The sequence below is a fragment of the Candidatus Electrothrix sp. genome (genome assembly GCF_052785085.1).
Genome location: NZ_JALAAI010000108.1, coordinates 1 through 13,411 on the forward strand (window position 1 = coordinate 1; position 13,411 = coordinate 13,411).

15 protein-coding genes and 1 riboswitch are annotated in these 13,411 nt (G+C 46.0%); of the genes, 9 read left to right on the forward strand and 6 right to left on the reverse strand.

Annotated features, from left to right (window positions below):
• Positions 1-227 precede the first annotated feature (227 nt).
• Entirely contained in the window at positions 228-905 is a 678-nt protein-coding gene (locus tag L2082_RS14930; protein ID WP_446009835.1) for an MtnX-like HAD-IB family phosphatase, read from the reverse strand.
• A 163-nt stretch (positions 906-1,068) separates the two neighbouring features.
• Complete coding sequence (locus L2082_RS14935) at positions 1,069-1,974, reverse strand: Rpn family recombination-promoting nuclease/putative transposase (RefSeq protein ID WP_446009836.1); 906 nt, start codon at positions 1,972-1,974, stop codon at positions 1,069-1,071.
• Between the two features lie 171 nt (positions 1,975-2,145).
• Here L2082_RS14935 and L2082_RS14940 point away from each other — a divergent pair, with 171 nt between their 5' ends.
• The 6 genes from L2082_RS14940 (at position 2,146) to L2082_RS14965 (ending at position 7,586) form a co-directional block, all read left to right on the forward strand.
• Complete coding sequence (locus L2082_RS14940) at positions 2,146-2,355, forward strand: hypothetical protein (RefSeq protein ID WP_446011913.1); 210 nt, start codon at positions 2,146-2,148, stop codon at positions 2,353-2,355.
• A 263-nt stretch (positions 2,356-2,618) separates the two neighbouring features.
• The gene (locus L2082_RS14945) at positions 2,619-3,353 is read left to right on the forward strand and encodes a hypothetical protein (RefSeq protein ID WP_446009838.1); all 735 of its coding nucleotides are present in this window, start codon (positions 2,619-2,621) and stop codon (positions 3,351-3,353) included.
• Positions 3,340-4,092, forward strand: coding sequence for a hypothetical protein (locus L2082_RS14950; protein WP_446009839.1), 753 nt, complete (start codon positions 3,340-3,342; stop codon positions 4,090-4,092). Before L2082_RS14945 ends, L2082_RS14950 begins: the two co-directional genes overlap by 14 nt.
• A gap of 148 nt (positions 4,093-4,240) precedes the next feature.
• Positions 4,241-5,353 carry a histidinol-phosphate transaminase gene (gene hisC / locus L2082_RS14955; RefSeq protein ID WP_446009840.1) on the forward strand — a complete coding sequence of 371 codons (1,113 nt, stop codon included), beginning with the start codon at positions 4,241-4,243 and terminating at the stop codon, positions 5,351-5,353.
• Positions 5,346-6,071, forward strand: coding sequence for a (d)CMP kinase (gene cmk, locus L2082_RS14960; protein ID WP_446009841.1), 726 nt, complete (start codon positions 5,346-5,348; stop codon positions 6,069-6,071). Before hisC ends, cmk begins: the two co-directional genes overlap by 8 nt.
• 312 nt (positions 6,072-6,383) lie before the next feature.
• Positions 6,384-6,462, forward strand: a riboswitch (cyclic di-GMP riboswitch).
• 218 nt (positions 6,463-6,680) lie between these two features.
• Complete coding sequence (locus tag L2082_RS14965) at positions 6,681-7,586, forward strand: phosphate/phosphite/phosphonate ABC transporter substrate-binding protein (protein WP_446009842.1); 906 nt, start codon at positions 6,681-6,683, stop codon at positions 7,584-7,586.
• Between the two features lie 76 nt (positions 7,587-7,662).
• Here L2082_RS14965 and L2082_RS14970 read toward each other — a convergent pair whose 3' ends face one another.
• Complete coding sequence (locus tag L2082_RS14970) at positions 7,663-9,240, reverse strand: SulP family inorganic anion transporter (RefSeq protein WP_446011914.1); 1,578 nt, start codon at positions 9,238-9,240, stop codon at positions 7,663-7,665.
• A gap of 452 nt (positions 9,241-9,692) precedes the next feature.
• Here L2082_RS14970 and L2082_RS14975 point away from each other — a divergent pair, with 452 nt between their 5' ends.
• From L2082_RS14975 to L2082_RS14985, 3 genes are read left to right on the forward strand one after another with little or no spacing between them, the layout of a single operon-like run.
• Positions 9,693-9,989: a YggT family protein gene (locus tag L2082_RS14975; protein ID WP_446011915.1), complete on the forward strand. Its 297-nt coding sequence runs from the start codon at positions 9,693-9,695 to the stop codon at positions 9,987-9,989.
• A 19-nt stretch (positions 9,990-10,008) separates the two neighbouring features.
• A complete protein-coding gene (locus L2082_RS14980; protein WP_446010657.1) occupies positions 10,009-10,296 on the forward strand; it encodes a DUF167 domain-containing protein in 288 nt (95 codons plus the stop codon).
• 51 nt (positions 10,297-10,347) lie between these two features.
• A complete protein-coding gene (locus L2082_RS14985) occupies positions 10,348-11,820 on the forward strand; it encodes a hypothetical protein (protein ID WP_446010658.1) in 1,473 nt (490 codons plus the stop codon).
• 24 nt (positions 11,821-11,844) lie between these two features.
• On the opposite strand, the gene L2082_RS14990 is transcribed toward L2082_RS14985, so the two are convergent.
• From L2082_RS14990 to L2082_RS15000, 3 genes are all read right to left on the reverse strand, one after another.
• Complete coding sequence (locus tag L2082_RS14990) at positions 11,845-12,237, reverse strand: rhodanese-related (seleno)protein (protein WP_446010659.1); 393 nt, start codon at positions 12,235-12,237, stop codon at positions 11,845-11,847.
• A gap of 113 nt (positions 12,238-12,350) precedes the next feature.
• On the reverse strand, positions 12,351-12,494 hold the full coding sequence (locus L2082_RS14995) for a rhodanese-like domain-containing protein (protein WP_446010663.1): 144 nt from the start codon (positions 12,492-12,494) through the stop codon (positions 12,351-12,353).
• A gap of 562 nt (positions 12,495-13,056) precedes the next feature.
• Positions 13,057-13,323 carry a hypothetical protein gene (locus L2082_RS15000; RefSeq protein ID WP_446011916.1) on the reverse strand — a complete coding sequence of 89 codons (267 nt, stop codon included), beginning with the start codon at positions 13,321-13,323 and terminating at the stop codon, positions 13,057-13,059.
• Between the last annotated feature and the right edge of the window lie 88 nt (positions 13,324-13,411).

Consider the following 13,411-nt stretch of genomic DNA (forward strand, 5'->3'; position numbering starts at 1 on the left):
CATTTTTTTTGCAGAGAGTATTGACCCAAAACGTTTGATATGTCAAACACGAATAAAAAATGTTTACGAAAATATTTTTGTTCAACTATGCTATTTCAGCATTTGAGAGGGGTTCGGGAATTGCTGAACCTTTGTAAACTGGCCTCTGGCGGCATAAACTCCGATACGGTCAAGAGCACCTGGTTTAATGCGTACCAGTGTTGGAATATTTATTGAAGTGTTTCTTATCATGACGAGCGAGCCTCTTTGAGCAAAGCTTCAGCCACATCTGACCAATGTTCAAAAGGATGAAACTCTTGATTAACCTCACACAATTTATTTGCAAGCCAGCCTTTTGCAAAACGCTTATCGGGCTCAACCAACAAAGCCGCAGCCAGGTCAGGCTGACCATCTCCAGCAAAAGCAACACGCTTGTAGTTCTGGAGCGCATGTTTAACAACAGCAGCTTTATTAATTCCGATATCTTGACATAAAAAAGGGGAATGAAGCGGTAAGGTCATTTCTAACCCTTGTCCCGGAACAAAACGTCCTGGATTGGAATGGACAGGAATATCAACATTTTTTTGAGCAAGTAGTTTGGTGATGTACCAGGCACACCCTGCTGAAACAATGGTTACCTCCCATCCTGTTTGTGCAAGACTGTCTACAAGTTCTTTAAGTCTTGGCTCTACCCCCATCTCATCCAGCAGGCTCAAGAGGGTGTTTTCATCACTTTTGATCGACGCAAACATGCGCTGTAGAGCTTCAAAATGCGTAATTTCATTGTGTTCGTACTGTTCCCACGCCCCCAATTGGAGAATGTGCGGAAATTTATAACAGAGCAGCTCGTAAAAATCACGCTGGGTCATTGTGCCATCAAAGTCACTGATAAGTATGGATGTCTTTCGTTTTTGGTATCTACTCATAAATAAAGTTCTTTGAATTTTTCTCAGGAGCACAAGAGAACCCAAGTAAGCGCGGCAAGGAACGGGAGTACCTGGTTATTGCGGAGAACAAGGCCGGTGAGAGTGAGCTGAGTAAGACGGTGATGGTGTTTGTGCCGCACTGAAAAGACAGGATTGAACTTCCTTATTGTTCCTCCTCATGGATCTCCTGAGCAATCTTTTCAATCGCCTCCATGGACAAGCCGGTCAAGTCAGCTATTATTGTATTATCAAGTCCCTGCTTCAGCCCTCTGGCAACTGTTTCACGCTGATTTTCCGCCTTCCCTATTTCTCTTCCCTCCTCTTTTCCTTCTTCTTTCCCCTCATCAAAGGCCGTATCAAGGGAATTTTTCATGTCCCGATAATACTTGAGGCTCTTCTCGTAGGAGCGCACCTGATCCAGAGTAAAACGGGCAATCTCTGCCGTGGCAAAGAGCTGCTCAAAGACCTGTTCCCGTAAGGTATCCGGTATCCGTTCCAACCTGTTCAGATTCCTGATAACGTAGAGCCATTTTTCAAACCGGGTCTCCAGCTCGTCCAGTTCTTTACTGAACTTGGGCATTTCCAGGTAGATGAAGGTCAGCTTGTCATAAAACACCCTGTTCGTTTCAATGTCCGAAAGCTTGACATCATAGCGGTATTTCTCCGGCTGATCCTTGTCCTCATCAAAAACGAAATCCAGAATAGCCACAGTATAGACGGCCTTGAGTTTGAAATTCCAGTCGCCGCGTTCCGCCTGCACGCGGATGGGAAAGGTGGAGTAATAGAGAGCGCGATCCTTGAAGAAATTCTGCTTGCTCTTCTGGAGTTCGACAATGAATTTCTCACCCCGCTCATTCTCGCAATAGAGACCAAAGATAGCCTTGCGGTCGATATCGGTGTCGCCGAGCTGTTCCGTCTTCAAATAGGTCAGATCCCGGATTTCGCCCTGCTCCTCTTTGAGCAGCTCGTTGAGAAAATCAAGGAGTAGATTTTTGTTGGGTTCTTCACCGAAGATCTTTTTGAATCCGTAATCGGTAAACAGATTGATGTAGCGTTCTTTGGTGGACATAGCTTTGACAGTAGAGCACGTTTCCTCATACTTGATCTTGTGTGATGCTCATAATGAGTTTACTATACCCTGTCATGATTAAATGGTAAACTTGAAAAATATGGACTATCCCCTCTTCTTCTGGCTTTTACCGGGTTGAACGGCGGGAAGCATCTGCTGAGCTGAGGATTGATGATGGTCGGCGCGGCTCTGGAAATCAAGCTCACCCTGAATAAGCAGGAGTGCGGCAAGGAGTGGGAATATCGGGTTATCGCGGTGAACAAGGCCGGTGAGAGGGATCCGAGCAATACGGTGACTGCGGTGCTCTGTTGGGTGGGATTCATGGAGCCGGGATTCGCCAGCTTGTTTTTCTGTTATCTTTTCATATATTCCAGAGAATAGGATCTGAAACGAACTACAGGACGGAGAGAAAAAACCAAGTCACGTACTGCGCACTCACCTGCTTGTTTTCGATATAATTTATTGCAATTTCAGCTAAAAGCTATAAAATAGAGAAGTACACTTAATACAATTTTGTTGAAAGCAAGTTACTACTTGTGTTAAAGTACCTTTTTTTCGTACCTTAAAAAGAAGAATAATTATTAGCTAGCCCCAGTCGTACCAATACAATGAATACTCAGCGGATAGAGAATTTAATAAAATATATGTTAGCCGTTGCAAGCCAGAATGAAGACTGGAAAAGGCGCGAACTCGGCCCTATACATATAATTAAGTATCTGTATCTTGCTGATATGTATTACGCAAAAGAATCAGGTGGAGATACGTATACTGGCATAGACTGGGAGTTTTACCATTTTGGACCTTGGAATCTTGCTTTATACAGGGACGAAATACCAAATGCAGTTCAAAACATCGGTGCTATTGAAAGAACATTTCCAAGTCAATACACAAATGATGCCGTGCGTTGGTCAATAAAAGATATACTCCCGGATGAAGTAACAAAAGAACTTCCAATCAAAATATATCCTCTTTTAAATAGGGATATAAAAAGATTTAGTTCAGATACCTATGATCTTTTACACTATGTATATGTTACACCTCCCATGACAAACGCACGTCCCGGAGAAAAATTGCAGTTTAGAAGTGTCGTAGTTCCGAAAGAGGAGAAAGTTGAAACGTTCGAGAACAAGACGACAACTCGAGGAAAAAAGAAGAGAAAAGAAAGGATTATCAGTATAAGGGAAAAAATTAAACAAAGAAAAGCAAACAAAAAAACTATTATCCCCACTCCGCCAAGATATGACGAAGTGTTTTTAAATGGCGTTATGGAAATGAATAATGATTTTTCTCTAGAAGAAATGGAAGACCATAAAGGTATATTACAAATTTCTCAAAGTGCGTGGAGCAAAGATTGGAGGAAAGATTGTGACTTACCCTGACGGTACGCTTCAGAAATTTTTTGATGATAAAAACTGGTGGGACAAAAAAACAGACAAAACCTTAACACCAGGCCGCTTGATATGGGCTTTCATTCCACACGTTGACATCATGCCCAAATCAATGATCCCCGTCGGAAGACTTGAGGATGAAGCCAGAAATCATAATAAAATTAATTACGAAATAGCCGATCTTCGCATAAGAAATCCTTACAATCCGATGAAAAATCTCCCGACAGCTATTCTGCCGTATTTCCGCGAGGAATGTTATACTGTACATAGATCCAAAAAAAGACCTGCATTAGTGCTTGGAGACGGCGGACCTGAAATACCCAAGCAATTAAGGTCAAGTATGAAACCAGGTTCGCACGTAAGCCCTACAATAACTGTCGCACCATACTACGGAGCTGAAAAAAAAGGACAAAGCAAATGGTATGAACCCTTTGTTGAACGAATAAAAAAATGTGAATATCCACAATACATATGGGACATCCTGCCTATTCCGTCCGAAACAAAAACATCCATTTTAAGACTTGACCATATACAGCCAATTGGAAAACATTATAATTCGTATGAGCTGACAGATTATGTATTACAACCTGAAGCCATGGACTTACTGATTAATGAATGGCTACCGTGGCTTTTCACTGGAGAAATGGAAGTATGTGAAGCGGAAGGATGCGAAAAAACTTACTTACTGAATGAAATTAGAGAAGAATTATTGAGCGATCTGTCAATATAAAAAGCAACCTGCTTGAACATCCCGCCCCCTGCACTCTTTCCCCTTGAACTTTCCAAAAACATACGATAGTTGTCTATACTTCTCTTGACTATTCCTTCCGCCCGCTCCGGCCGGAAACAAACAATAAAATGGCTCTTACTACACTATAATGAAACTCAACATCCCGAACAACATCGCCGAAATCATCCCCTACCCCCCGGGCAAACCGCTGGAGGAACTGGAACGCGAATACGGCATCAAAGATTCCATCAAGCTGGCCTCCAACGAAAACCCCTGGGGACCGTCCCCCAAGGCCGTGGCAGCAGTTCTGGAAACCCTGAGCAACCTGCATCGCTACCCGGACGGATCCAGCTATCATCTCACCCAGGCCCTGGCCGACTGGACAGGTGCTGCCCCGGAAGAGATCATCCTGGGTAACGGCTCCAACGAGGTGATTGAATTCCTGGTCAAGGCCTTTATCCGCTCTGACGACGAGGTCATCACCAGCCACCCCTCCTTCCTCATGTACCAGAAATTCGTCCAGGTCCGGGGCGGCACCAACGTGGTGATTCCGCTCAAGGACATGGTCCACGACCTGGAGGCCATTGCCGCCGCCGTGACCGAGCACACCAAGCTCATCTTTCTGGACAACCCCAATAATCCCTGCGCCACCCTGGTCGGCAAGGAGGACTTTGCTGTCTTCCTCCGCAAGCTGCCCGAGGAAGTGGTTGTGGTGCTGGATGAAGCCTATATCGACTTTGTCGAGCCGGAACAACGCATTGATGTTCTCTCCCTGATCCGGGAAACCGAGGGCATTCCGGCGGTGGTGACCCTGCGCACCTTTTCCAAGGCATTCGGTCTTTCCGGACTGCGGGTGGGCTTCGGCATCATGCATGCGGAGATCGCCTCCCTGCTCCATCGGGTCCGCCAGCCCTTTAACATCAATTTGCCTGCCCAGGCAGGGGCCTTGGCCGCTTTAACCGATATTGAGCATTATGAAAAAACCATCAACGGCACTGCTGCGGGTCGGGAATGGCTCTCTGAGCAGGTCCGGGTCCTGGGCTGCGTTCCCTACCCCTCCTGCACCAACTTCTTTCTCATTGATGTGCAGGGCGATGCCACGGCTCTCTACGATGCCATGCTCTATAAAGGTGTGATTGTCCGCTCCATGAAGGCCTACGGCTATCCCCATTTCATCCGCATAACCATCGGTACGGAGCAGGAGAACCAACGCTTTGTTGCTGCGTTAAAAGATTGTCTCAAGGAGCTGGGTTATGTCTGAGCAGATACCTGAACAGGGAACCAACACGAAGTCGGATAAACTACGGGTCGTCACCATTGACGGCCCTTCCGGGGTGGGCAAATCCACGGTTAGCCGTAGAGTAGCCGCCAAACTGGGCTTTACCTACCTGGACACCGGGGCTATGTACCGGGCCGTGGGCTATGCCTGTGCCCAGGCCGGTATTGAAGTGGACAATCCTGCCCACCAGGAGGCACTGAACACGCTGCTGGGCAGGCTGGATCTCCGTCTCCTCCCACCGGAAAAGGAGGATGATGATGTGCGGGTTTTTCTCGGAGATGAGGACGTCAGCGCGGCCATCCGAATGCCTGAGATGAGCATGGTCGCCTCCAAGGTCTCTGCTGTTCCGGCGGTACGGAAGCGACTGACCGTGATGCAACAGGAAATGGGACAGGCCGGTGGCGTGGTGGCTGATGGACGGGATACCGGTACGATGGTCTTTCCCCAGGCGGCCTGGAAATTTTATTTGGATGCTTCACCGGAAGAGCGATGCCGCCGCCGGGTGGCCCAGTTACGTAAACGAGGCCAGGAGGTGGATGAGCAGGAGACCCTGGCCCAGATCATTGAACGCGACCGAAACGACCAGGAGCGCACTATTGCCCCGCTGGTTATGGCGGAAGATGCGATTCTGATTGACTCCTCCTCCCTCAATGCGGATGAGGTGGTGGCAAGGATGCTGGAGATTATCTCTTCCGGGTGAGTTCTTTGGCGGCAACAGGCGATCAGATGATCAAGGCTTGGCCTTCACGTTATTTTTTATACAGGCAAAATTCGTCATTGAGTATTTTATACTCACACCTGCTTTGTGCAAAAAATTACCCCACTACATGATGGGCCAGCTTGATCTATTCAACATATTGTTATAAATGTTTTTATATCGAGGAACAGTATTCTTTGAACTAAAAGACGATTCAACCATTTTAACTTCCAAAAGAAAGAGTCAAGAGAAAAAGCTCGCCAATTATAAATAAACTTGACTTTTTTACCCACTTTCCTGATCATATAAACAAGAAATTGATAAAGCCACAGCCGTTGCGAGGCGGTGTCGGAAAGCCACGGATCTCTCGGGAGGAGACCGCCGGGTTACCATAACTTCTTGTTGTTTAACAATGTCGCATCATGGCATCTATGACATGGTTAAACAAGAAATCCGCATCAGGACAAGCTCTTGACTCGCAAGAGTTACTCTTTCAGCTTGCCTTTGTTCTCCTCCCGCACTCCTTCAGTCCGACCCACTCAGAAGACAAAGATTTACTCTGTGGTCAAAAAAGGATGCAAAACTACTCAGTTTTTAAGAAAGGAGGAGACAATGACACACAAAATTCTGGCAGTATTGACTCTGCTACTCTTTGTTATCACACCATGTTTTGCTGCTCTGAAAAAAACAACAAGCGATGATGAAGTCAGGATAGGAATCCTTTCCTGGAGAGGACCGCTGGGCTTTGAAAAACGCTGGGAGGCAACTGAAGAATATCTTACCCAGGCAATTGATAGACCAGTCACTATCATCCCTTTGGAGTTTGAGGGTGTTTTACCCGCTGTTAAAGAGGGAAAGGTGGACTTTTTCACTGCTGATCCCTCCATGTTCATGAGTGCCAAAAAACAGTATGGTGCCAGTGAAGTATTGACCATGAAACTGAACAGCGCAGATTCAGTAGGAGCAGTCCTCTTTACCCGGTCAACAAATGATCAGGTACATAGCTTAGATGATCTCAGCGGCAAAAAATTCGGGGCCCTTCAGCGTTGGTCTTTTGGGGGCTGGCAAATGGCAGAAAAAGAATTTCGTGATACCGGGATTGATCCTTACCCCTTTCTCCATACCCTGCGTTTCTACGATAAACCCAGTGCTGTGGTAAGGGCTGTCCTGAACGGCCAGGTTGACGCTGGCACCATCCCGTCCAGTCTTCTGGAGCGCATGGCAAGAAGGGGGTATCTTGACATGAGCGAGGTAAAGATTCTCAACGAAAAAAAATATGCTGACTTTCCTTATGCCTGTTCAACAGAGCTGTACCCAGGATTTCCGCTGGCTAAAACCGCTACTGTGGACAAGAAACTGGCCTCTTATATTGCAGCAGCACTCAGGGTGTTACAACCAAGCGATCAAATACTGAAAGATGCCCGCATCAATGGTTGGGTTGATCCACTTGATTACACCGAAATTAAGCTTGTTCAATCAGAACTCAGAGGGGGAGGGTATACAGGAAAGAGGTATTAAAGGTATTAAAAGCAGGCGGGCAGGCCAAGGGGCCTGCCCCTACAATCTGAAAAGGACAATCTGAAAAGGAAGGTCTTTAAACTGGCGAATAATCTTCAAATCCATCCACAACAACCGTGTACTCAGGGTCTTCTATGATATCAACCTGAATAAGCTTATCTGCCTTATGGATAAGTTTCCGACAATCAGGACTCAGATGAAGCAAACTGATATTCTTGCCTGCCTGCTCATATTTCTGGGCCAGTTTATTAATAGCCTCAATCCCGGAATGATCAGCCACTCTGGACTCCCTAAAGTCAATGATAATTTCTTTTGGATCATTTTCCACATCAAACTTACTGTTGAACATCTGCACAGAACCAAAGAAAAGAGGGCCAAAGATCTCATAATGCTTGACCCCGTTTTCATCAATATGCTTTCTCGCCCGAATACGGAGGGCGTTTTCCCATGCAAAGACCAAGGCAGAAACAATAACCCCGGCCAACACAGCAATGGCCAGATCAAAAATCACCGTTAATACTGTGACCAGGAGAATAACCAGGGCATCGGATAAAGGAATTTTATCCAACACACTAAAGGTACTCCAGGCAAAGGTGCCGCCAACCACCATGAACATCAGGCCCACCAAGGCAGCCACAGGGATCATCTCAATCAATGAGGAGCCAAAAAGGATGAACAGAAGCAGGGCGAGTGCTGCCACAATCCCGGAAAGACGTCCACGCCCACCTGACTTGATATTAATAATACTCTGACCAATCATAGCGCAGCCGCCCATGCCTCCCAAAAAGCCATTGACAATATTAGCTGATCCCTGAGCAATACTTTCCTTATTGGCATTACCGTGGGTATTGGTCAGCTCATCAATAAGATTGAGCGCCATCAGGGATTCAATCAAACCTATTGCCGCAATGATGGCAGCATACGGAAAGATAAAAGACAGGGTGTCCAGATTCAAAGGAATAGCCGGGACGTTAAAGGAGGGCAAACCAGCCTTAATGCCTTCCCCACCTTTTGCCTGGACAAAGGACAAGACTGTTTCCGTCTCAATCCCTGTAAAGATGACCAGCAAGGCCACAGTAATAATAGCAACAAGGGCTGCTGGCACCTTGTTCGTCACTTTGGGAAACACATACAGAATAGCCATAGTCAGGCCGACCAGTCCAAGCATGGTATAGAGCGGCTTTCCCTGCATCCATGCCCCATTGACCTTGAACATGTCAAGCTGGGCAAGGAAAATAACTATTGCCAGACCATTCACAAAGCCCATCATGACCGGATGGGGAATTAACCGGACAAACTTGCCAAAACGGAAAACCCCGGCCAGGATCTGCAACACCCCAACCAACAACAGCGTCGCAAAGAGATATTGCAAACCAGCCCCTTCGCCTCCCATATCAGTACCTGTTTTTACCAGGGAAACCAAAACTATTGCTGTGGCTCCAGTGGCCCCGGAGATCATCCCTGGACGCCCACCAATAACAGCTGTAACTAAGCCCATCATAAAGGCTCCGTACAGGCCAACAACAGGCGAAACACCGACAATAAAGGCAAAGGCAACCGCTTCCGGAACCAAAGCAATAGCCACCGTTACCCCAGAGAGGATATCATCTTTAACAGTACCTTCTGTATCTTCTATAAGTTTAAATCGTTTCATCTTTCATCTTTCTTTTTTTCATTTGCTCTACATGATCATCCCGCCCCTGTGACGGCACAAGGGCTTACTTATAGCATTATTTTTTCTTCAAGGGAATGATTTTTTTTTGTTATAGGGTGAAAGTTCCAGCAAAAAGAGATGACCAATGAAAGAAAACAGGAACAGTGTAGGAGTCAACAAGAGTAAGCAGGAAGATGCGAAATGACTCCCGGACCCAACAAAATGCATATTTAGTATGATCAGCTTTTTTAACTTTTTTTTTAAAGCTATTTACTCCCTATGCCTCCTCATGTATCATAAATAATCTGTCAGGATGTTCTCCTGAAAAAGAAAGAGAATTGATCTTTGAGATCGTGCCATATAACTCCCATCCCTCCCCCTCGGGGAACGGGAGAACAGATACAAGCCATTAACCTTAAACCCTTTACTCTTACGATACATCAATACATCTCATGTTTATACTTGGAAACTTTCTGCTGGCCCTGGCCAAACTTATTAACATTGCTTTTTCTGCTTATATCTGGATTGTCATTGGTCGGGCCATTATCTCCTGGGTTAATCCAGATCCCTATAACCCTATTGTCCGATTTCTTGCCCAGGTTACTGATCCGGTCTTAGATAAAATCCGTCGCTATCTGCCACCCATGGGCGGGCTTGACCTCAGCCCTATGCTGCTCATTTTTGGGCTTATTTTCTTACAAAGCTTTATTGTACCTACCTTAATGAGTATCGGTGCCTCTTTGCATTAACAAAATACAAGCTCGCAATATGCCCTACCTGCAAACCCAACCTGACGGAAGCCTTCTGCTTTCTCTCTATGTGCAACCCAAGGCAGGCAAAAATGCCATTGTCGGCCTGCATGATGATGCCATAAAACTACGGCTCACAGCACCACCTGTGGATGGTAAGGCCAATAAAGCCGTTATTGCTTTTTGGGCAAAATCTTTAAAAATTCCAAAATCTGCTGTCACCATTAAAAGTGGTTTGCAGAGCCGAATGAAAAAGATCCTGTTGAATGGAGCAGATGAAGAGCAGGTGCGACGTCTGGTTGAATAATCAAGTGACCTGAAAAATCACTACCTGAATGATGTGACAAGGAAAGACTGTATGGGGACGTATCAACTTAAAAGCATAAAAGACGTTTTTTCGGAGGCATGGGATCTGTATACCAGCAGGGTCATTTCCATTTTTCTTGTTGCATTGCTGGCACTCCTTCTGAGCATTATCATCCTCGCCAGTGGCGGAGCAGCAGCATTTATTTCTTTAGGAGGCCAACCTTTTTTTGCAGGTGACCTCAAGGAAATCCTGCTCAATCCGATAGTTGTCGGCACAGGCGCTCTGCTCTTTCTTCTAACGATCCTCCTGATAAGCTGGTGTCATGCTGCGACCCTGACTGTCACTGTTCGGGACGAGATTAGTATTGGCAAGGGACTCATCACAAGCTGGAAATACGTTTTTCCACTCCTGTGGATCACAAGCCTCTATATCGGTATCATCATAGCAGGGTTAACGTTTTTCATCCTGCCCGGCCTGATTCTCAGCCTCTCCATGTCCCTGTGCTTTTGCATCATGATTAAAGAGGACAGACCAGGCATTGATGCAATCCTTGCCAGTCGCTTCTACATACGAGGCCATTGGTGGAACACCTTTATAAAACTTCTTCCCATTGGGATTGTTCTTTGCCTGCTTAGCTTGATCCCTGGAGCAGGACCAGTACTTTCCTTGCTCTTCAGCCCGTTTCTTCTTCTTGCCATGGTGAGCATCTACCATGATCTCAAAGAATGCGCTGAAGACGGGGAACCTCCCACCAGCACTGGCTGGCTCTGGGTTCTTTTTGGTGTTTTTGGCTTCCTGCTCCCTCTGCTTGCCTTTGTCGGCACTATTGTGGCCCTTGGCCCCCAGCTTCCTGAAATTATCACACAGGTGCAAAAAGAGGTTAACACAACCCTGGGAAAAGATATTTTTCCCCAATCTCAACCCGATACAAAAAAACCCATTGATGAGAAAACAACAAAGCCTCCAATTGTTCGTCAGCTTCCCTCAGTGGATGGACTTCTGATCTGGCGAGACCCTATAGGAGATGCCCATAATCCTCTTCTTGACGTAAAAGAGGTTTCAGCAAAAGGCGATCAGGGCGAACTCATACTCACCACCACCATGACCCGACCTCTTGATTCCTATTTCCTCACAGTTGAGGAAGGGGATATTGATTCTTTGATCAGTTTTTATCTGGATACAGACATTGACCGGACAACTGGCGGCACGCCTTTTGGTCAACAACAGAAAAGAAAAGGATATGATATTGATGTACAGGTACGGATTGTGGCACAACAGGAAGAGGACAACACTGTTTCAGGCGGACTGAAAGTAAGCCTTTATCAGATTGATAATCACAAAAGGCAACCTTTGGGGAAACAGCATAAAAACGCTGTCACTGTATCCGGGGATACAGTAACAGTACGTTTACCTTATTATCAGCTGGGGATTGAGCCAGACAGCACTATCCGCATTTGCTACAGGGAGGCGGATCAGGAACAGGGACGAGGCCTTGCCAAGGACAAACTCATCCCGCTACACTAAAAAAAGGCCCTTTCCTCTTTCAGCCTACTTATGAGCAACTGGATAGCTGTTCAGGAGCCACTCATTCCAGCCACCATTAAGGACATAAACATGGGTAAAACCTTTTTCCATAAGCTGACGGGCTAAATGGCCACTGCTGCCCAGTCCTTCACAGGCGCAATAAAGAACCAATGGCGTATTTTTGTGGAAATTTTCAGCCCAAATGTCAACTTGTTCACCTGGGAGACGGATTGCACCGGGAATCTTATTATCACTGCTGTTCCAATGCGATTCGGCCCGCACATCTAAAATTGTGTACTCATAGGAACCCAGCTTGTCCCTGAGTTCTTCTTTGCTTATGGTTTGAACATTAGCGGCCTGGGCAGCACCACCTATCCCTAATACAACGGCAACAACGAGCAGCAGAAAGTTTTTCATGGTATTTCCTCCTTTATAAATTTACTGAGCCTGGTTAATTGTGGCTTTTAACTGGTCTGGAATAATCTGTGGAGACAGGATTGCGATAACGTGAATTCTGCAAACAAAATGAGCTACTTTTTTTCAACAGGAAAATCGTCAGCTCTCCATTTTCGCCATCCTCCTTCAAGAACATAGACCTTGCTAAAACCGTTTTTGATGAACTTGCGTGCCAACCTGGACCTGAGATCTTTTCTCATCCCACTCCTACAGGGCAGGAAAACAAAATATACATTCACTTATGTCTCCACTGTACAGTTATTTACACCACCTGTACAGTTTTTTTTACACTGTGCATTCAATTAATTTTCAATAATCATAACAAGGTGAGTTCAGGCTTTTTCGCAGGAGGAGCAAAATATGTATCGCCTGTTTCCAGATCAAAGGAGATTGGGATTTAAAACTGAAGCAGGAAGACCAGGAAAGGTGGAGAAAATCGTCGCCAGGAAGATAATGCGTACATTTTATTTTCGCAGCATGAATCTTCCATTGCAGGGGGCTGACACTGTTTTCAGCGGCAGCTGACCTTTTAAAATCCAAGCCTCGCCTTTTTAAAGTAAGCCATGACTTTTAAAAAGTCACGACCCTGTTTTAAAAAATGAGGTCTCAACTTAAAAAAGAGAGACCTCTTCTTTTAAAATATAGTGCCCGCCTTTTAAAATATGGCGTCCACTTTTTAAAGATGAGAGCTTACCTTTAAAAACATGGCGTCCGCCTTTTAAAGGTGAGGGGTTGGAATTAAAAGCATGGCACCCACCTTTTAAAGGTGAGTCCCCTTCTTTAAAAAATCTGCCCGCATTTTCTTTTTCTGACAGCCCGCATGTAAAAGATACCGCCCGGCTGTTTTCCTGCCAGGATATGCAGACAATACCCCGGAGGCTGTTTGTTCTGTTGAGTAATCTCATCGGTCAGGACACCTTGCCAGGGAATCATCCGGGCATTGGACAGTTGAGATTGCGGGGAGGTTAAAAAGGGAGGGGTGGCTTCAGTGGTATCTGCACCGGCAGGGTAACCGTTCAGACCCCTCTCATTTTTTTTACGCAGCAAGAGGCAGAGGAGGCACATCCAGCCCCTGGCGCCGAGCCGTGATAACCTCAGCGAGATATTTCCACGGACAGGCGTTGCGCTTCCTACA

Bases quoted from the DNA above. Each gene is read 5' to 3' on its own strand.
- L2082_RS14975 (WP_446011915.1), top strand. From the start codon at position 9,693: ATGTTTATACTTGGAAACTTTCTGCTGGCCCTGGCCAAACTTATTAAC.
- L2082_RS14965 (WP_446009842.1), top strand. From the start codon at position 6,681: ATGACACACAAAATTCTGGCAGTATTGACTCTGCTACTCTTTGTTATC.
- L2082_RS14970 (WP_446011914.1), bottom strand. From the start codon at position 9,240: ATGAAACGATTTAAACTTATAGAAGATACAGAAGGTACTGTTAAAGAT.
- L2082_RS14985 (WP_446010658.1), top strand. From the start codon at position 10,348: ATGGGGACGTATCAACTTAAAAGCATAAAAGACGTTTTTTCGGAGGCA.
- L2082_RS14930 (WP_446009835.1), bottom strand. From the start codon at position 905: ATGAGTAGATACCAAAAACGAAAGACATCCATACTTATCAGTGACTTT.
- L2082_RS14940 (WP_446011913.1), top strand. From the start codon at position 2,146: ATGATGGTCGGCGCGGCTCTGGAAATCAAGCTCACCCTGAATAAGCAG.
- L2082_RS14945 (WP_446009838.1), top strand. From the start codon at position 2,619: ATGTTAGCCGTTGCAAGCCAGAATGAAGACTGGAAAAGGCGCGAACTC.
- L2082_RS14935 (WP_446009836.1), bottom strand. From the start codon at position 1,974: ATGTCCACCAAAGAACGCTACATCAATCTGTTTACCGATTACGGATTC.
- cmk (WP_446009841.1), top strand. From the start codon at position 5,346: ATGTCTGAGCAGATACCTGAACAGGGAACCAACACGAAGTCGGATAAA.
- hisC (WP_446009840.1), top strand. From the start codon at position 4,241: ATGAAACTCAACATCCCGAACAACATCGCCGAAATCATCCCCTACCCC.
- L2082_RS14980 (WP_446010657.1), top strand. From the start codon at position 10,009: ATGCCCTACCTGCAAACCCAACCTGACGGAAGCCTTCTGCTTTCTCTC.
- L2082_RS14990 (WP_446010659.1), bottom strand. From the start codon at position 12,237: ATGAAAAACTTTCTGCTGCTCGTTGTTGCCGTTGTATTAGGGATAGGT.